The 18,093-nt window shown below is 56.9% G+C and carries 15 protein-coding genes and 6 tRNA genes; 19 read left to right on the forward strand and 2 right to left on the reverse strand.

Features of this window, described 5'->3' with window-relative positions:
* Positions 1–155 precede the first annotated feature (155 nt).
* The 6 genes from B0G52_RS07270 to B0G52_RS07295 all read left to right on the forward strand — a co-directional run bounded on the left by B0G52_RS07270 (position 156) and on the right by B0G52_RS07295 (position 819).
* Positions 156–232: transfer RNA gene (locus B0G52_RS07270), tRNA-Met, on the forward strand.
* A 14-nt stretch (positions 233–246) separates the two neighbouring features.
* A tRNA-Val gene (locus tag B0G52_RS07275) sits at positions 247–322 on the forward strand.
* A gap of 73 nt (positions 323–395) precedes the next feature.
* Positions 396–472 (forward strand) — tRNA-Asp (locus B0G52_RS07280).
* 45 nt (positions 473–517) lie between these two features.
* Positions 518–593 (forward strand) — tRNA-Phe (locus B0G52_RS07285).
* A gap of 60 nt (positions 594–653) precedes the next feature.
* A tRNA-Tyr gene (locus tag B0G52_RS07290) sits at positions 654–737 on the forward strand.
* Positions 738–743: 6 nt separating this feature from the next.
* Positions 744–819, forward strand: a tRNA-Lys gene (locus tag B0G52_RS07295).
* Between the two features lie 458 nt (positions 820–1,277).
* Here the strand turns inward: B0G52_RS07295 and B0G52_RS35230 are convergent.
* Together B0G52_RS35230 and B0G52_RS35540 are read right to left on the reverse strand one after the other, a co-directional pair.
* Entirely contained in the window at positions 1,278–1,457 is a 180-nt protein-coding gene (locus B0G52_RS35230; protein ID WP_143762532.1) for a hypothetical protein, read from the reverse strand.
* Positions 1,458–1,508: 51 nt separating this feature from the next.
* On the reverse strand, positions 1,509–1,658 hold the full coding sequence (locus B0G52_RS35540) for a hypothetical protein (protein WP_158223617.1): 150 nt from the start codon (positions 1,656–1,658) through the stop codon (positions 1,509–1,511).
* A gap of 71 nt (positions 1,659–1,729) precedes the next feature.
* Here B0G52_RS35540 and B0G52_RS07305 point away from each other — a divergent pair, with 71 nt between their 5' ends.
* The 13 genes from B0G52_RS07305 (at position 1,730) to ppaX (ending at position 18,092) form a co-directional block, all read left to right on the forward strand.
* Positions 1,730–3,262: a hypothetical protein gene (locus B0G52_RS07305; protein WP_094042890.1), complete on the forward strand. Its 1,533-nt coding sequence runs from the start codon at positions 1,730–1,732 to the stop codon at positions 3,260–3,262.
* Between the two features lie 55 nt (positions 3,263–3,317).
* Complete coding sequence (locus B0G52_RS07310; protein WP_094042891.1) at positions 3,318–3,836, forward strand: YbjN domain-containing protein; 519 nt, start codon at positions 3,318–3,320, stop codon at positions 3,834–3,836.
* A 170-nt stretch (positions 3,837–4,006) separates the two neighbouring features.
* Positions 4,007–5,674, forward strand: coding sequence for a type 2 periplasmic-binding domain-containing protein (locus B0G52_RS07315; RefSeq protein WP_094042892.1), 1,668 nt, complete (start codon positions 4,007–4,009; stop codon positions 5,672–5,674).
* 126 nt (positions 5,675–5,800) lie between these two features.
* Complete coding sequence (locus B0G52_RS07320) at positions 5,801–6,706, forward strand: ABC transporter permease (RefSeq protein ID WP_094043284.1); 906 nt, start codon at positions 5,801–5,803, stop codon at positions 6,704–6,706.
* A gap of 9 nt (positions 6,707–6,715) precedes the next feature.
* The gene (locus B0G52_RS07325) at positions 6,716–7,597 is read left to right on the forward strand and encodes a carbohydrate ABC transporter permease (RefSeq protein WP_094042893.1); all 882 of its coding nucleotides are present in this window, start codon (positions 6,716–6,718) and stop codon (positions 7,595–7,597) included.
* Positions 7,598–7,826: 229 nt separating this feature from the next.
* Positions 7,827–10,169 carry a helix-turn-helix domain-containing protein gene (locus B0G52_RS07330; protein ID WP_094042894.1) on the forward strand — a complete coding sequence of 781 codons (2,343 nt, stop codon included), beginning with the start codon at positions 7,827–7,829 and terminating at the stop codon, positions 10,167–10,169.
* A gap of 41 nt (positions 10,170–10,210) precedes the next feature.
* Positions 10,211–11,845 (forward strand): extracellular solute-binding protein, encoded by a 1,635-nt coding sequence (locus tag B0G52_RS07335; protein WP_233162457.1) that lies wholly within the window; start codon positions 10,211–10,213, stop codon positions 11,843–11,845.
* A 57-nt stretch (positions 11,846–11,902) separates the two neighbouring features.
* Positions 11,903–12,850, forward strand: a complete 948-nt coding sequence (locus B0G52_RS07340) for an MraY family glycosyltransferase (RefSeq protein WP_094042895.1) — start codon at positions 11,903–11,905, stop codon at positions 12,848–12,850.
* Positions 12,851–12,922: 72 nt separating this feature from the next.
* The gene (locus B0G52_RS07345; protein WP_094042896.1) at positions 12,923–14,014 is read left to right on the forward strand and encodes a PucR family transcriptional regulator; all 1,092 of its coding nucleotides are present in this window, start codon (positions 12,923–12,925) and stop codon (positions 14,012–14,014) included.
* A gap of 90 nt (positions 14,015–14,104) precedes the next feature.
* Positions 14,105–15,226, forward strand: a complete 1,122-nt coding sequence (locus tag B0G52_RS07350) for an ABC transporter ATP-binding protein (RefSeq protein WP_094042897.1) — start codon at positions 14,105–14,107, stop codon at positions 15,224–15,226.
* Between the two features lie 150 nt (positions 15,227–15,376).
* Complete coding sequence (gene hprK, locus B0G52_RS07355) at positions 15,377–16,309, forward strand: HPr(Ser) kinase/phosphatase (RefSeq protein ID WP_094042898.1); 933 nt, start codon at positions 15,377–15,379, stop codon at positions 16,307–16,309.
* Positions 16,310–16,327: 18 nt separating this feature from the next.
* Complete coding sequence (gene lgt, locus B0G52_RS07360) at positions 16,328–17,428, forward strand: prolipoprotein diacylglyceryl transferase (protein WP_106359397.1); 1,101 nt, start codon at positions 16,328–16,330, stop codon at positions 17,426–17,428.
* Positions 17,412–18,092: a pyrophosphatase PpaX gene (gene ppaX, locus B0G52_RS07365; protein WP_198960614.1), complete on the forward strand. Its 681-nt coding sequence runs from the start codon at positions 17,412–17,414 to the stop codon at positions 18,090–18,092. Before lgt ends, ppaX begins: the two co-directional genes overlap by 17 nt.
* The last annotated feature ends 1 nt before the right edge of the window (position 18,093 follow it).

An 18,093-nucleotide genomic window follows, 5' to 3' on the forward strand; every position in this document is an offset into this window, starting at 1 on the left:
CGAGGGCTTATCCTAACGAATGACACGACAAAGCAAGACACTTCACCTTCTTCTTCGCTCCACTTGGTTCGCATCCAGTTTTCAAGGCGTAAGCCTTGCGTGCATGATGAATGCATATCGGTTCAGCTATCGTGCCGAATCGACGTTTACGATGTGGCGGCGTAGCTCAGCTGGCTAGAGCATTCGGTTCATACCCGGAGGGTCGGGGGTTCAAGTCCCTCCGCCGCTACCAATCTTTATTCCCATGGAGGCTTAGCTCAGCTGGGAGAGCATCTGCCTTACAAGCAGAGGGTCGGGGGTTCGATCCCCTCAGCCTCCACCATAAAAGTACCCCAAAAAGTGAAGAATGCCTTCGTAGCATATTCCGAATACTTTTCGGGGACCCCTAGTATCGCGGAGCCGTGGTGTAGAGGCCTAACATGCCTGCCTGTCACGCAGGAGACCGCGGGTTCGAATCCCGTCGGCTCCGCCATTTATTTTCCGACCATTCGTCGGATGCCTGTACTAAGGCAAGTAAGGCTCGATAGCTCAGCTGGTAGAGCAGAGGACTGAAAATCCTCGTGTCGGCGGTTCGATTCCGTCTCGAGCCACCATCTGTTTTACCCGGTATTAGCAAGCCAATCAGGTGTGCATTCTACCGGCGGGTTATACATGGAGGGTTAGCGAAGTGGCCAAACGCGGGAGACTGTAAATCTCTTCCTTCGGGTTCGGTGGTTCGAATCCATCACCCTCCACCATTACCCGAGCCATTAGCTCAGTTGGTAGAGCACCTGACTTTTAATCAGGGTGTCGTAGGTTCGAGTCCTACATGGCTCACCAGTTTTCGAACTGACAGCAGACGTTAAAGCGTCTGCTTTTTTTGATTTCCGTCAGGGTGACTTGGCGGTTTTATTGTTACATAAAAATCCAATTTGTCATATGACATCTTTTGCGACCAAACTCACTGTGAACCGGAGGAGGGCTGTCTTATAATGGATTGATTATTCGCAAGCGGCTTGTAACTTCAGTGCCCGCTTGGCTAAAAGGGGAAGACTGCATGACACAAGGCCATGTCGCAGGAAGAACCGGAGCGGCGCAAGTAAAAACGTCCAGCAGCAAGGTTGTTCCCGGCGCACACCGTCAGAATAGCCAAAGCTTGAACACGCTTCAATGGCTGCAGATGAACGTTGGAAATCAGGGGACGCTTCAGTTAGCGGGGAGTGTCCAGAGCACGCAAGGCAACCAGGGAACGCCCTCCCCTAATTCGAATGCGAATCCGGCAGCGAGTGCGACGACGACTATGACCGTTCCTGCGCCTGCGGCACCAGTACCGGCGACACCGGCACCAGTGGCTGCAGCGTCATCGACGCCAACGACATCGGCGCCAGCAGCACCGACAGCATCGACATCGACATCCGTACCATCAACGCAGGCGACGACGACACCATCGACAACAACGCCAGCTGCGCCGTCGACACAGACATCGCCAATGCCAGTAATAGCGACGGCGCCGACAGTAACTACTGTAACTACAGCAGCACCTGCAACGTCGACACCAGTGATACCGGCACCAGTGGCTGCAGCGTCATCGACGCCAACGACATTGGCGCCAGCAGCACCGACAGCATCGACATCCGCACCATCAACGCAGGCGACAACGACAACAACGCCAGCAGCACCGTCGACGCAGACGCCGGCATCCCCGGCTGCAAGCTCGACTGCAACCGCTTCCCGGCCAAGAGGCTTGGGGATGATGCGCAGCAAGGTCAAAGACGCGCAGAGTTCGGGCAATTTCGGCCAGGCGGGAGCCTATAAAGACGAGAGCTCCGCTCCGGACAATGCCGGCGATACGATGGAGATCTCGAATTCGGGCGTCGGCGGGCAATCCGATAACTATCAGGACATGTCGGACGATCTGAAGGATCGGATCGAGAAGGGCGAGAAGAGCGGGCAGGACGTCTCGGCGCAAAAAGGCGAAAAGGCGAAAATAGACCGGGAAAATCAGAAGCTGAGCGTCGCCTCGGGGTTGTTGGACGTAGGTTCCGGTTTTGTCGGATTAATCAATATGAAGAAGGCGATCGAGGAGTCCAAAAGTAAGGCGAAGACGGCGGGAGCTCTGTACGAAGGGGCGGAGAGTGTTCAGAAGTCGTTTACGGGCGTCGCGAAAGTCATCGATAACGCCGCCAAGCTGGAAGGCAACGAGGAGGGCACCGGCGCATCGGAAGCGGTAGCCGGTTATGCCGGCAGCATCGGGGACGCTTTGGCGGCGATCAAGAGCGCCTTTTTCATGGTTAAGGATATATACGAAGTGTTCAAGGAATGCTTCTCGGAGGACGGCATCTCCAAGGAGGACGCGATCAAAGGCGGGCTCAGCGCGCTTCATAACGGACTCGAGTCGGCGCAATCGGCCGTCAAAACCGTCAAGTCGATTCTGGAAATTCTTGAATCCGGAGTCGGCAAGCTGACCGAAGCGGTTCCGGGAATCGGCATCGCGATCAGCGGCATCAAAATTACGATTAAAGTGTTCGATATGATGCAGTGGCATGCTTCCAAGGAGCAGATGACCACGATCAAGAGAGATTTCAAAGCCAAGTACGCCAACAGCGACATGGTCAAGAGCAACAATTACACTTTGTTCGGCAAAACGATCCACCAATCGCTGGGCACGAACAAGGAGAAAATCGACGAACGTCGTAAACAATTAATGGACATTATTGATACCTCTAACCAAAGCGCGACCGAGGACGAGAAGAAGGCGGCGCAAAGCGAACTCGACGACATTCAAAATTACGAACTGGCCAAAGAAATGAAATCGATCAACCAGAAGCGGCTGACCCGAGGAGGCATAGAGGCCGGACTCGAAATGGTCAGCATGGCCGGAGATATCGCCACGCTCAGCGGCGCCGGCTCTGCGGTAGGCATCAGTCTGAAGGCGGCGGCAAGCGGCGCGAAGGTCGGAATGGGGCTGTTCCGCCGGTTCAAACAATACGGACGCGACAAAGCGTCGGCCAAAGGTCCGGACAGCGCCTGGTCATCCGTATTTAATGCCGATAAGTCGTCCGACAAGAAACATGCCAAGAGAGCCAACGACACCGACCTCATCCTCGATATGGTCGCCAAGCTTCCCGAGGCCGACGATACGGATGAAGCGAAGAAGCAGTATCAGCGGGTTCTGGTTTACATTGAAGCGACGGGATGCAGCACGAAGGCGCTGTTCGAGGCGAACGGCGACATCGACAAGCAGCGCGATCTGCTGATGGAAGCGATGAAGCAGCGGGATTAACCCCGGCTGCCAGCGGAGAAAAAGTTAGAAATCTACGACAGACGGAGGGTGCCCAATGGTATCGGAAATGGAGCATGCGAAACAACTGGCGGAACTCGGAGGATTGCAGGCCGGGTTGAACAAGGAAGGCTTCTCTACGGAATTGCTGGAGCGCTCTTCCGACATTCCGCTGCATGTGCTGTTGCTGCCGCTCGGCAAGGACGCACGCGGCCGGGATCGGATCGTTAACCTGAACTTCGTGCCGCTTCCGGAATCCGACATCGAGTGGATCAGACTGCTGCAGCTCTATACCGTCGTTCCTTGCGAGATAGCCGCGAATAGAAGGAGCGCATTGGAGAGCTTGCTGCACGCAGCCAACGGCGTACTGCCGCTCGGATACTTCGGCATTAAGGAAGACGGGGAAGTGTATGCCCGCTATGTCTATACGGTTCCGTCCTCGCGAACGGTATCGGCGGACGAACTGCTGGAGGTCGTCTCACTGTTTCATTACATGCTGGAGATGTTCGCCGATCGCATCGAACGGGTAGCAAGCGGCGAGCTTTCTCCGGACGAAGCGCTGCAAGAGCTGGGATGATTCCCGGCTCTTTTTTTTGTCCGTATGATCAATCCAATTGGAGAAATCGTCGCTGCGGCAACGCGAAATTCGTCATTCGATTTTACGTTTTGCCCATATCGGCCCCATCGTTTCCTCCGTTAGTCTGATAGCGAGATGCATCTCACTATTCGACAGGCGGAGGTTGGGAAATGAAAAGACTGCTCATGGCTGCCCTTGCCATTATAATGGTCGGCACGCTGCTAGTCGCTTGTTCATCCAAAGACAACAACGCAAACAAAGGGGAAAGCCCCGCAGCATCGAACAGCCCGTCCGCGACGACGGAAGCTTCGGCGAGTCAGCAGGGAGAAGAAGGCGGGACGGCGACGTATCCGCTCAACACAGACAAGGCGCTGACCTACTGGGGAGAGCTGACGGGCAACCTGGTAGGCGTCAAAGCGACGCACGACGAAGTTCCTTTTTTCCAAGAGTGGCAGAAGGTAACGGGAGTTAAGCTGAATTTCACCGCCCCTCCGTCGGGGCAAGCGAAGGAAGCGCTTAACATCCTGCTCGCCTCCGGCGATCTGCCGGACATCATTGAATACAACTTCCTCAGCGACTTCCCGGGCGGCCCGGAGAAGGCGATCGCGGACGGTTATATTCTGAGGCTGAACGATCTGATCGATCAGCACGCTCCGAATTTGAAGAAATTCCTTCAGGAAAATCCGGATATCGACAAAATGGTCAAAACGGACAACGGCAGCTACTATGCGTTCCCGTTCATTCGCGGAGACGAGTACTTGCGCGTATTCCAAGGACCGATCATCCGCAAGGACTGGCTCGACGAGCTCGGCCTGCCCGTGCCGGAGACGATCGACGAATGGACGACGACGCTGCGCGAGTTCAAGGAGAAGAAGGGCGCATCCGCACCGTTCACCGTGAACAGCAAACCGCGTTTCTTCAACGATTCCTACAATGGCGCGTTCCTCGGAGCGTTCGGCGTTAACCGCGGATTCTACCAAGAGGACGGAGTCATTAAATACGGTCCGGCGGAAAGCGGGTTCAAAGATTACTTGGGCTTGTTCCAGCAATGGTACAAGGAAGGGCTTCTGGACAAAAACATCGCAACCGCGGACGCCAAGTCGATCGACAGCAACTGGGCTTCCGGCCAGACGGGCGCTTCGGTCGGTAACGCCGGCGGCGGCATCGGCAGATGGCAGCCGCTCGTCGAGCAGAACAGCCCGAACGCCGTGCTCGTCGCGGCGCCGTATCCGGTACTGAACAAAGGGGATAAGCCGAAGTTCGGACAGAAGGACAACGCGTATTCGAGCGGAGGCATCGTCGCCGTGACGACGGCCGCGAAGGACGCCGAGCTGGCCGTCAAAATGCTCGACTACGGCTACAGCGAGGAAGGTCGCATGTTCTTCAATTTCGGCACGGAAGGCGTCAGCTACAATCTGGTCGACGGTTATCCGAAATATACCGATCTGCTGATGAAGAACCCGGATAAGCTGGCCCCGGCGCAAGCGATGTCCATGTACATTCGCGGCAGTTATAACGGACCGTTCATCCAAGACAAGCGCTACGCGGAGCAGTTCTTCGCCCTGCAGACGCAGCGCGACGCGATCGATGTCTGGAAGAACACGGACGTGTCCAATTACGCTCTGCCTCCTCTGACGCCGACGCCCGAGGAAAGCTCGGAATATGCCACGATCATGAACGACATCAATACGCTGATCGACGAGATGACGCTGAAGATCGTGCTGGGAACGGAATCCGTCGACAAGTTCGAAAGCTATGTCGAGAAGATGAAGTCGCTGAAGCTCGATCGGGCGATCGAGATCCAGACCGCCGCTTGGGAGCGGTACAAGAACAGATAAGACGGCTGCATGCAAGGAGAGGACGGCTCGGCCGTCCTCCCTTCATCCGGATCGAGAGGAGAGTCGCCCGATATGGCAGATGCGCGGGCAGCGCTGGGGACAGCAAAGCCGTCCGGAAGTTTGGCAATGAAGAGGCGCGTAGTGAAGGATTTTGCGACGAATAAGTACTTGTACCTGATGATCGTGCCGGTTCTCGTGTATTATGCCGTGTTTCACTATGCCCCGATGTACGGCGCCTTGATCGCGTTCAAGGAGTATTCTCCGATGAAGGGGATCTTGGGCAGCGACTGGGCGGGATTGAAGCATTTCGAGGATTTCTTCAACAGTTATTACTTTTGGCGGATTTTGAAAAATACGATTTTGATCAGTCTGTACACGTTGGTGTTCGAATTCCCCGCGCCGATCATCCTTGCGCTGCTCATTAACGAGGTTCGCAACAAGGCGTTCAAGCGCACGGCTCAGACGATTACGTACATGCCTTACTTTATTTCGCTCGTCGTCATCTGCGGGATTATTACCGATTTTACGAACTCGGACGGCGTCATTAACCGATTCTTCATGTTGTTCGGCTACGACGGCCAGGCGATGCTGCAGAGACCGGAGCTGTTTCGCCCGATCTACGTGCTGTCGGAAATCTGGCAGAGAATCGGCTGGGAATCGATTATCTACATCGCAGCGCTCATGAGCGTCGATATGGAGCAGTACGAAGCGGCGCGGATGGATGGGGCTAGCCGGCTGAAGCAAATGTTCTACATTACGCTGCCGGGCATTATGCCTACGATCGCGATCATGCTCATTCTGCGGATGGGCAATCTGATGAACGTCGGTTTCGAGAAAATCATTCTGCTCTACAATCCGGTAACCTACGAAACCGCGGACGTCATCTCGTCTTTCGTCTATCGGAAAGGGCTGCTGGAGTTCGGCTGGAGCTACGGCTCCGCCGTCGGATTGTTCAATTCCGTCATTAATCTCGCGCTGTTGATCACGGCCAACTGGATCAGCCGCCGGGTTAACAATAGCAGTCTATGGTGAGGTGAGCCCGTGAAACGAGAAAAAGGTGCATTCGACAGGCTCTTCGACGTCTTCGTCTATACGGCGCTTTCCGCGCTGGTCATCGTGACTCTGTATCCGCTGGTATACGTGCTGTTCGCCTCGTTCAGCGAGCCGGGAGAGTTCATCACGCATAAGGGCTTCCTGTGGAGACCGCTCGGCCTCAGCTTCGACGCTTACGAGAGCGTCATCCGCAATCCGGGCATTCTGATCGGGTACCGCAACACGTTCTTTATCGTCGTGGCCGGCGTGGCCGTCAACCTGGTCATGACCGCGCTCGCCGCGTACGTGCTGTCCCGCAAAAACGTGCTTTGGAACAACGCCATCATGTTTTTCATCGTGTTCACGATGTTTTTCTCCGGCGGCCTTATTCCGTTGTATCTGATCGTCAAAGGGGTCGGCTTGCTCGACTCGCTGTGGTCGACCATCGTTCCGTTCGCGGTCAGCACGTTTAATCTGATCATCATGCGCACGTCGTTCATGGGCATTCCGGACAGTCTGGAGGAGTCCGCGAAGATCGACGGGGCGAATCACGCGACCATTTTGCTGCGCATTATTTTGCCGCTCTCCATGCCGGTCATCGCGGTCATGATTTTGTACTATGCGGTCGATAAGTGGAACGGCTGGTTCTACGCTTCGATTTTCATCAAGAGCCGGGACCTGTATCCGCTGCAGCTCGTGCTCCGGGAGATTCTGATCGCCAACTCGACGGACAGCATGACGGCGGGAGCCGATGCAGGGGATCGCCACCAGATCGGGGAGACGATCAAATACGCGACGATCGTCGTTGCGACGGCGCCGATTCTGTTCGTGTACCCGTTCGTCCAGCGTTACTTCGTGAAAGGCGTCATGATCGGATCGTTAAAAGGATAATCCCCCACAGGCTGCTCCTTCTTCGCGTTCGACGGGAGAGGGACGGCCTTTATTCTCATGGGCCCGGCGCCCTGAATCCCTCGTTGCGCAAGGCTTTCTTGGAGTTTTCGTCAATCGCGTTGAACTTTTTGCATATGTCCAGAGAGCGTTCATGCCGCTATAATGAAAGAACCAAAAGAAGGAGGCCGACACCTATCGCCCCAGAGACGACGATTGCGAGGAGAGGCTCTTGAAGATTCGATATTTGTGGCAAAAGCGCAAAAGCGTCGTATTTACATGGATCGTCTCCTACAGCGTAGTTCTATTCGTGCCTTGGATCATCAGCCTGATTATCTATACCCAGTCCAGCGACGCGCTCAGAAGCGAGATTCATCGCGCGAACGACTCTTTGCTGAAGCAGGCGCGCTACACGATCGACACCCAGATCGATCTGATGAAGCGGCTTAATATGGAGATGACGTGGAATGCCAAGCTGCAAAGCCTGATGTACTCCACGAAAACTCAGGGGGACGCGCAGTACACCGCTTATCAGCTCGTCAAGGATTTGCAGACCTACCAGACCTCGTACGCTTCGATCGACGAATTTTACGTGACTTGGGAGCAGGAGGGGGCGATTTTGCGTTCCGGCAACGTACGCGAACTCGAAACCGCTTTCAATACGATCCATGCGACGGGGGAAATCAGCTACGGGCAATGGCTGGAGACGATTCGGAACTCGGCCAGCAGCCGCTTCCTGCTGCTGCCCCATATGGACGCGCTGTATCCGAAAACGTCGATCGCGTATTTAACCCACCTGCCCAAAGATTTGAACGGCAGGGTGACGGGCACGGTCGTCGTCATGACCGATCTGTCCCGGTTCCAGGAAGCGATCGAGAGCATCTCGGGCTTCAGCGGAGGCCAGGTGCTGATTCTGAATCAGGACAACGAGGTGCTGCTGTCCAATTTGACCGATGCGCACGTTCAGGAGCAGGCGGTCCGACAGCTCGCCGGAGGCTATTCGGCAGAGAACGCGGATTTCGAGCTGCTCTCGATTCCGTCCTCCGTGTCCGATCTGAAATACGCGTTGGTCATTCCCAGCGGGATTTTCTGGCAGAAGGCGGAGTACGTGCGCAAGTTCACTTACGCCAGCATCGCGATCAGTCTGCTCGGCGCGGGAGTGCTGACCTGGTTTTTCGTGCGGAGGAATTATTCCCCGATTCAGGAGCTGGTGCGATCGCTGTCGGACAAGAGCGTTCATGGCGAGCGAACGGACGGCAACGAGCTGAATTTCATCCAGAGGGCGATCTCCCAGACGAGGAACGAGAAAGAACGTATCGCGCTGCAATTGCAGCTGCACCAGCATACGCTGCGCTCCAACATGCTGAACCGGCTGTTGAAGGGGCGGATGGATTCGCTCGTGCCTTACGACGAGGCGTTCAGATCGTTCGGGATGAAGCTGTCGTCGGAGCGTTTCGCGACGATTCTGTTCGTCGTGGAGAACGCGGGCAACCTTTCTTCGGTGCTGCCGGGTATCGACGCCGACGAACGGCGCAAGCTGGCCCAGTTCATTATTACCAATGTCGTCGAGGAGTTGGTCGGACGTCACGGCCATGCGGGCTACGTGGCGGAGATCGACGATATGATCGTGTGCCTGGTCAATTTCTCCGAGGGAGATCCGACGGAGTTCAGGGACGAGCTGCGCGAGATCGCGACGGAAGCCCAGCTGTTTCTGCTGCAGTTCCGGCTGGATCTGACGATCTCGGTCGGAGGCATTCATGAAGGGTTCGCGGGCATTGCCGAGGCTTATCGGGAAGCCGTCGACGCGATGGAGTACAAGATGGTGAGGGGCAAGAGGGAAATCATTACGTACGACGACATTCGCATCGATCCGGCGGACAATCTTCAGTTCGGGTACTATTATCCCTTGCAGCTGGAACAGCAGATCATCAACTGGATCAAGGCGGGCGACGGGGAAGAAGCTTCACGCGCGATGGACGAGATCATGCAGCGGAATTTCAACAAGCCGGTCGTGACGCTGACGCTGGCCAAGTGTCTGATCTTCAATCTGGTCGGCACGATGGTGAAGGCGATTAACGAAATCGGAGACGGCGAGAGCAGCATTCTCGGCGACAATCCGCTATGGATGGATAAAATCATCGCTTGCGATACGATCCACGAGATGCGGAAGGAACTGCTCGACTTGCTGGACGAGGTTTGCGCCTTCGCTGCCGCCAAGCGGGAGAAGGGCGTCTCCCAGGAGCGGGCGGAATCGCTGCGCCATCTGGCGGCGAAGGTGATTCGCCATATCGAAGAGCATTACGACGACGTCAATCTCAGCGTGAACTCGCTCGGAGAACGCTTCGAGCTGAAGGGCAGCTACCTGTCGAAGCTGTTCCGCAACGAGATCGGCGAAGGGCTCCCGGACTACATCAACAAGCTGCGAATCGACAGGGCCAAGCGGATGATCCGCGACAGGGGGACGTCGATCTCCGACGTCGCGAAGCGGGTCGGCTACAACGAAGCGGCGACCTTCATTCGCGTGTTCAAGAAATACGAAGGCATAACGCCGGGCAAATTCAAGGAAATGAGCTGAAGCGGCATGCCTGCCGATAGATCAACAAGGGGGAGCGGGAGATGAGAACAAGAACGGGAGGCCGCGCATCCGCCCGGCTGCTGCTTGCTGCGGCCATGCTTCTGCTGTCGGGAGCCTGCACGGGGACAAGCTCGCTGTCCGGACCGGAGAGCTCGTCTGCGGGCGGCGCACAGAGGCAAGTCGAGGGCGCGAAAGAAGGGGAGGCCCGGCGGCTGACCTACTGGGCGGAACTGAACGGCAACGCGGGAAGCATCGTTCCGACGTTCCAGCAGGTTCCCTTTTTCCAAGAATGGCAGCGTCAGACCGGGGTGGAGCTGACGTTCATTCAGCCCCCGGCCAACCAGGCCAGGGAGTCCCTCAACGTGCTGCTGGCTTCCGGGGATCTGCCCGATATGATCGAGTTCGAATGGGATACGTTCCCGGGCGGACCGGACAAGGCGATCGCCGACGGCTATATTTTGCGGTTGAACGAAGTGATCGAGAAGCATGCTCCGAACTTGCGCAAATACTTGAGCGAGCATCCTGAGATCGACAAGCAGGTCAAGACCGGCTCGGGAAGCTATTATGTATTTCCGTTTATCCGCGGAGACGACAGGCTGCTGACGTTCCAGGGGCCGATCGTGCGCAAGGATTGGCTGGACGAGCTCGGCCTTCCGATCCCGGAGACGATCGGGCAGTGGCACGAGACGCTGAAGGCGTTCAAGGAGCGGAAGGGAGCGGCCGCGCCGCTAACGTTCCTGGGCGTTCCGCATCCGTTGTTCGGACTGGAGGGAGGAGCCTTCATTGGCGCGTTCGGCGTCAAAAACGGTTTCTATCTCGAAGAAGGCCGGGTGAAGTTCGGTCCGTTGGAACCGGGATACAAGGAGTTCCTGTCACTGTTCCGCCAGTGGTACGACGAAGGCTTGATCGATAGAAATATCGCCACCGTCGACACGAAGACGATGGACGCGAACGTGATCTCCGGCAGAAGCGGCGCCAGCATCTGGAACGCGGGAGCGGGCATCGGCACCTGGCAGCCGTTCATGCAGGCCAAGGATCCTAAGGCACGCTTGGCGGCCGCTCCTTATCCGGTTCTGAACAAGGGAGAGCGGCCGAAATTCGGGCAGCGAAGCTTCGACTACGTCGGAACGGGAGGAGTGGCGATCTCGGCGAACAGTCCGAACGTCGAGGAGGCGGTCCGAATGCTCGACTACGGGTATGGAGAGGAGGGGCATCTGCTGTTCAACTTCGGCATCGAGGGGCAGAGCTACGAGATGATCGACGGTTATCCGACGTATACGAAGCTGATTCTGGACAATCCCGACAAGCTCGCTCCCTCCCAGGCTCTGGCCATGTACACGAGGGCGAGCTACTTCGGCGCGTTCGTGCAGGACGGCCGATATATCGAACAGTACTATCTCCTGCCGGAGCAGCGCCAGGCGATGGACATATGGTCCGATACCGACGCCGCCAAACATAGGATGCCGCGCGTCTCCTTATCGGAGAAGGAAAACGCGGAGCTGTCGGCCATTATGCAGGACGTCGAGACGCTGGTGGACGAGGTGTCGCTGAAAATTATCCTCGGCGTGGAGCCGCTAAGCAGCTTCGACGATTGCGTCGCGGAGCTGCGGACGCTCGGCATCGGCCGGGCGATCGAGATTCAGGAGAAGGCGCTGGCGGTCGCCCTTAAGGGATAGAAGGCGTCGGGACGGGGGAAAGTTAAGTGCATATCGAACAATGGCGGAGGACACCAGATGATCTACCTGTACGCCTTGGCTCTTTCTTTCGCAATCGTGCTGCTGCTCGTCCCTCAAGTGCGCAAGCTTGCGCTCCGCTTCCGCTTCGTCGATCGTCCCTCCAAGCGCAAAATCCATGCGGCGCCGGTTCCGTTGTCCGGGGGAATCGCGCTGTTTGCCGGCGTCATGGTACCGGTTGTTCTCTTCATGGGCGATTCTCCTTTGTTCCGGGCGCTGTCGATCGGCGGCGCCGCTCTGATCGTCGTCGGGCTGATCGACGACGGATTCAAGGCCAGGGGATTGGAATTCCCGGTATGGCCCCGGCTCATCGCCTACATCGCGGTAGCGTTCGTCCCGTTCTGGCAGGGGATCGCCATCCAGGGAATCTCCTCGCCTTCCTCCGCCGCGATGATCATTTTCTCCCCGGCGGCTTCCGCCGCCTTCACGGCCGTATGGGTGTTCGCCTTGATCAACATGCTCAACTTCATCGACGGCATCGACGGACTGGCGTCCGGCGTGACCGCGATCTCTTCGATGACGCTGTTCGCCGCCTCGCTCATCTTCGCGCATAAGGATACGGCGCTCGTGGCCGTCGCGCTCTCGGGAGCCTGTCTGGCTTTCCTCGCATACAACTTCCATCCCGCTCGCATTTTCATGGGCGACGCCGGAGCGACCTTCCTGGGATACGCGCTTGCGGTAACGGCCGTGGACGGCACGCTCAAAGGGGCGACGCTGCTCTCCCTGTCCGTCCCCATGCTGGCCCTCGGCGTGCCGATTCTGGATACGGTGATCGTATTCTCGCGAAGGCTGCTCGAAGGCAAAGGCTTGCACCGGGCGGACAATCTGCATACCCACCACAGCCTGATGAAGTGGGGGCTGACGCAGGTTCAGACCGTCAGCTTCCTCTACCTGATCGCGGCGGTGTTCTCCTTGCTGTCCATCGTCGTGCTGCTCATTGTGCGTTGAATCGCTCCGCCCGCGTCAAATATGGTACAATGACGCATATCGCAATCTTCGCTGACAAGGGGCTTTTCGACGATGAACAAAACCAAGCTGCAGGAGCTGAGCAAGCTGCTGAACGCGACGGTCGTCGCCAAAGTGCTGACCGGAACCGAATGGGAGAAGGCGGGCGGGGAGAAGCACCCGGAAGCCGGAGACGCCATTCAGACGGATACCGGGTGCTTGATGCTCGCGCGAGTCGGCGGATCCGAACTCCATTGCGTGGAGATCGGGGCCGCGCTGTCTCCGCTCGAGAGACAGCTTCTGAGCTGGGCGATCCGCCAAGGGAACATGCGGCCGGTCTCGACGGCCTCCGATCTGGAGCGCCAGGCCAGACGATTCGGAGAATGGATCCAGCAGTCGGTGGCGGCCGGCGAGTGGAGGGCGGAAGTTCCGGATCGAATGGAGCTGCGCAACCGGCTGTTCGAGGGAATGGTGCCTTTTCTCCTCTCGTGCGAGCAGGTGGAAGACAAGGAGCCGTCGTACGGCGAATTGGAGAAGACGATACGGACGTATATCCCGGAAGACACACTGCTGATTCCTCTGCGTGAGCACGAATGGCTCGTGCTCACCAGCGACAGCGTGCTGTCCGAGGCGGACGCGGACGGAGACGAAGAGATCGGGCACGAGGAGACGAAGGAGCTGCTGGCTTCATTGGCTCAAGGGCTGCACGAGCTGATTACGAGCGAATGGGGCGGAGAGTGTCACATCGCGGTGGGAGAGCCGATCGTGCCTTCGGAGAACGTCGTGCGCATCGTTGCTACGCTGAGGGAGACGATCTTCCTCGGTCGCAAGTTCCACGTGGGCATGCAGATTCATCTGCCGTGGCTCGTGCATCTCGAGAGGCTGCTCAGCGGCATTCCCGAGACGGTTCGCTCCCGCTTCGTCGAAGAGATGATGGGAAGGCCCGACCTGTTTACCGATTCGGAGACGGTCGCCACGCTGGACGCGTTCTTCTCGATGGATTGCAACGTGAGCGAAACCGCCAAAAAACTGTTCATTCACCGGAACACCCTTCTGTACCGGTTGGACAAAATCAAAAACGAGGCGGGACTGGACGTGCGCTCGTTCAACGACGCAGTGCTCGTACGGATCTTATTGCTATTGTACAAAGTCACGAAAAGGAAATGAATTTTTTGTACGCTTTGTGCATAGTCATCCGGCCCGGCTGTAAGGTAAGATATTCGTGTACCTTCAAACGAAGTTTAGGGGGAAATGTACATGGCAGGCGTTCGTTTAGAAAGCGTGTATAAAAAATATCCGGGTTCCGACAAAGCATCGGTTACCGACTTTAACTTGGACATCCAAGACAAGGAATTTCTCGTACTCGTAGGCCCATCCGGCTGCGGCAAATCGACTACGCTGCGTATGATCGCAGGACTCGAAGAAATTTCCGAAGGCAAGCTGTACATCGGCGACCGCGTCGTGAACGACGTCGCTCCGAAAGATCGCGACATCGCGATGGTATTCCAATCTTACGCCCTTTATCCTCATATGAACGTGTATCAGAACATGGCATTCGGTCTGAAGCTGCGCAAATTCCGCAAAGACGAGATCGACCGTCGCGTACGCGAAGCGGCTCGCACGCTGGAAATCGAGCACTTGCTCGACCGCAAGCCGAAGGCTCTCTCCGGCGGTCAGCGTCAACGTGTCGCACTGGGACGCGCAATCGTTCGTGAGCCTCAAGTGTTCTTGATGGACGAACCGCTCTCCAACTTGGATGCCAAGCTGCGTACGCAAATGCGCGCGAACATCTCCAAATTGATGAAGCGTCTTGAGACGACTTGTATCTACGTAACGCATGACCAGACGGAAGCTATGACGATGGGCGACCGTATCGTCGTTATGAAAGACGGCTTCATTCAGCAAGCCGCTACTCCGGACGTTCTGTACAACCACCCTGTCAACCTGTTCGTTGCAGGCTTCATCGGCGCTCCGGCGATGAACTTCATCACGGGCCAACTGGTTGAAGAAGGCGGCTCCGTTCGCTTCCGCGCAACCGGCTTTAACGTTGAAGTTACGGAAGGCAAAGCGAAAGTGCTGCGCGCCAAAGGCTACATCGGCCGCGAGATCATCCTGGGCATCCGTCCGGAAGATTTGCACGAAGAGCCTGTATTCATCGAAGCTTCCCCGAACACGGTCGTCAACGCGACGATCGAAGTTGCGGAGAACTTGGGTCACGAGCAATACCTGTACCTGAACGGTCTGGGCAAAGAGAACGTCATTGCCCGCGTTGACGGCCGCTCCGGCTTGCGCGAGAACCAAAACATCAAGCTTGCGATCGACATGAACAAAGTCCACATCTTCGACAAGGACTCGGAACTGAACGTGTTCGAGAGCTAATAGATCGGTAAGAGCGGAAACCGTTCGGCCACTGGCCGGACGGTTTTTTGGCGCATGCCGCTCAATCGCCGTTTCATCCAGCGAATTCGATTGCTTTGTCCGATTATTTTCGATACGATAAATAGGGGAAATCAGGAAAGGAGCTGTACGATGGCCAAGAAAGTGAGAGTATCCGAGCTCGTGCAGCAATTTCACCTCGAAATTGTCGCCGGCGAAGACGGATTGCGACGTACTATCGTCACGGACGACTTAAATCGGCCGGGCCTGGAGATGGCCGGCTATTTCAATTACTATCCGGCGGATCGGGCGCAGATGCTGGGCCGTACGGAGCTCGCGTTCCTGGAAACGTTGACCTCGGAAGAGCGGCGCGACCGGATGGAGAGGCTATGCCACGAGGAAACGCCTTGCCTTATTATTACGCGCGGACTGGACACTCCCGCCGAGCTGGTGGAGATCGCCAACGAGCGCAATTTTCCGGTACTCAGGAGCTCCGTCGCGACGACGATTCTGCTCAGCCGGATTACGAATTTTCTGGAGAAAAGGTTGGCTCCGTCGGCGACGATTCACGGCGTCCTGGTGGACGTGTACGGCGTGGGCATGCTCATTACCGGCGGCAGCGGCATCGGCAAGAGCGAGACGGCGCTGGAGCTGGTCAAGCGCGGCCATCGCCTGATCGCGGACGATGCGGTCGAAATCCGCCAGACGGCCGACAACCATCTGTTCGGAACGTCTCCGGAGCTGATTCGGCATCTGCTGGAGATTCGCGGCTTGGGCATTCTGAACGTGATGACCTTGTTCGGAGCCGGCGCGGTGAAAAACCAGACAAGCATCAGCCTCGTCGTCCGTCTGGAGAATTGGCAGCAGGACAAGCAGTACGATCGCCTCGGACTGGACGAAGAGACGACCAAGATTATCGAGACTGAGGTACCGCTGCTCACCGTGCCGGTCAGACCGGGACGGAACTTGGCGGTCATTCTGGAAGTGGCTGCGATGAATTATCGGCTTAAGCGGATGGGCTACAATGCGGCGCTGCAATTCACGAACAAGCTGACGGAAGCGATATCCGAGGACGATTACGAATAAGAGAGTTGGAGGAAAACGATGTTTACGATGCTGCTCGATCCGATCGCGTTCTCGATAGGAACTCTTCTTGATGTACATTGGTATGGCATCATTCTGGGGGCCGCGGCTCTGGCCGGCTTGCTCATCGCGGTTCAGGAAGGCAAGCGCTTCGGGCTAAACGCCGATTTTTTCCTGGACTTGCTGCTGATCGGAGTTCCGTCTTCCATTATTGCGGCGCGATTGTATTACGTGGCGTTCAAATGGGATTATTACCAGGATCATCCGGGCGAGATCATCCAGATTTGGAACGGCGGGATCGCCATCTACGGGGCGTTGATCGGAGCGCTGCTCAGCGGATTTTTCTACATACGGGCCAAAGGCTACAGCTTCTGGAGAATCGCCGATATCTGCGCTCCATCCTTGCTCATCGGGCAAATGATCGGGCGCTGGGGCAACTTCGTCAATCAAGAGGCTTACGGCGGAGAGGTTGAAGAGTCGTTTCTGCGCGAGACGCTCCACCTTCCGAATTTTATCGTGAATCAGATGAACGTCCAGGGCGTGTTTCATCATCCGACCTTTCTCTACGAATCGCTGTGGAGCCTGGTCGGTCTGATCATTCTGTTCGTCATCCGGCGCCGCAACTTCCTGAAATCGGGCGAACTGCTGTTCACCTATTTCATCTGGTATTCGATCGGCCGCTTCTTCATCGAGGCGCTTCGCACGGACAGCTTGGCTTTCAAAGGGCCGGAGTGGCTCAAGTCGACGCTGGACGCGCTGTGGTCTCCGATGACGGCCGTGTTCGAGCAAGGCTACCTGAACCCGGCGGAAGGCAATATCCGCATCTCGCAGCTGCTGGCTCTGCTGCTCGTCATAGGCGGCATCATTCTGATCGCAACGCGGCGCAAGCTGGGATATGCAACGGAGAAGTACAACGATCCGCTGGTGAATTTCAAAACCGGGAAAACCGCGTCCGAGGGGCGCGAAGAAACGGGGAGCAGCAAGAATGACGCAAACGGGAACAAACGCAACGACGCGGACGGAGGAGCAGCCAACCGCAAAGATTCAGACGAAGGAAGCGGCGGTAAAGACGCAGCAGGCGAAGCGGGAAGCGGCGGAGGCGACGGTGGCGGCGGAGATTAGGTCCGGGGCCAAGATTACGACCGTCCTGTTCGATCTCGACGGCACGATCATCGATACGAACGAACTGATCATCCAATCTTTCATGCATGCGCTTCGCGGCCATGTTCCCGAGAGTTTCGGGCGGGAGCAGATTATTCCGTCGATGGGCGAGCCTCTGGCCGTTCAGATGAAGCATTTTAGCGGGAGAGACGATGTCGCGACGCTGGTGGGCGCCTACCGGGAATACAATCTGCTTAAGCACGATGAAATGGTGTCGCTGTTTCCGGGTGTGAAGGAGACGATCGAACGGCTTCATCGGGAGGGCGTTCGTCTTGGCGTCGTAACGACGAAGATGAGGGAGACGACGATTCGCGCGCTTAAGCTTCTGGAGATCTACTCCTATATGGATACGATCGTGACGCTGGACGACGTGGAGAACGCGAAGCCGCATCCGGAGCCGGTAGAGAAGGCGGTCGCGGCGCTCGGCGCGAAAGCGTCAGAGACGCTGATGGTCGGAGACAGCTCCGTCGACATCGTATCCGCGCTCCGGGCGGGAGCCGTTCCCGTCGGAGTCGCATGGTCCCTGAAAGGGGAAGAGCTGCTGCGCAAATCCGGCGCATCGTACATCGTAACGGAGATGGACGAGCTGCTGGCTCTATGCGGAATCGGAAATGAGGGTGCTTAAG

It is taken from the genome of Cohnella sp. SGD-V74 (genome assembly GCF_003001675.1).
In the GTDB taxonomy this organism is placed as follows: domain Bacteria; phylum Bacillota; class Bacilli; order Paenibacillales; family Paenibacillaceae; genus Cohnella.

Coding starts and splice junctions, on each gene's coding strand:
- B0G52_RS07305 (WP_094042890.1), top strand. CDS start 1,730: ATGATGCGCAGCAAGGTCAAAGACGCGCAGAGTTCGGGCAATTTCGGC.
- B0G52_RS07310 (WP_094042891.1), top strand. CDS start 3,318: ATGGTATCGGAAATGGAGCATGCGAAACAACTGGCGGAACTCGGAGGA.
- B0G52_RS07315 (WP_094042892.1), top strand. CDS start 4,007: ATGAAAAGACTGCTCATGGCTGCCCTTGCCATTATAATGGTCGGCACG.
- B0G52_RS07320 (WP_094043284.1), top strand. CDS start 5,801: ATGAAGAGGCGCGTAGTGAAGGATTTTGCGACGAATAAGTACTTGTAC.
- B0G52_RS07335 (WP_233162457.1), top strand. CDS start 10,211: ATGAGAACAAGAACGGGAGGCCGCGCATCCGCCCGGCTGCTGCTTGCT.
- B0G52_RS07340 (WP_094042895.1), top strand. CDS start 11,903: ATGATCTACCTGTACGCCTTGGCTCTTTCTTTCGCAATCGTGCTGCTG.
- B0G52_RS07345 (WP_094042896.1), top strand. CDS start 12,923: ATGAACAAAACCAAGCTGCAGGAGCTGAGCAAGCTGCTGAACGCGACG.
- B0G52_RS07350 (WP_094042897.1), top strand. CDS start 14,105: ATGGCAGGCGTTCGTTTAGAAAGCGTGTATAAAAAATATCCGGGTTCC.
- hprK (WP_094042898.1), top strand. CDS start 15,377: ATGGCCAAGAAAGTGAGAGTATCCGAGCTCGTGCAGCAATTTCACCTC.
- lgt (WP_106359397.1), top strand. CDS start 16,328: ATGTTTACGATGCTGCTCGATCCGATCGCGTTCTCGATAGGAACTCTT.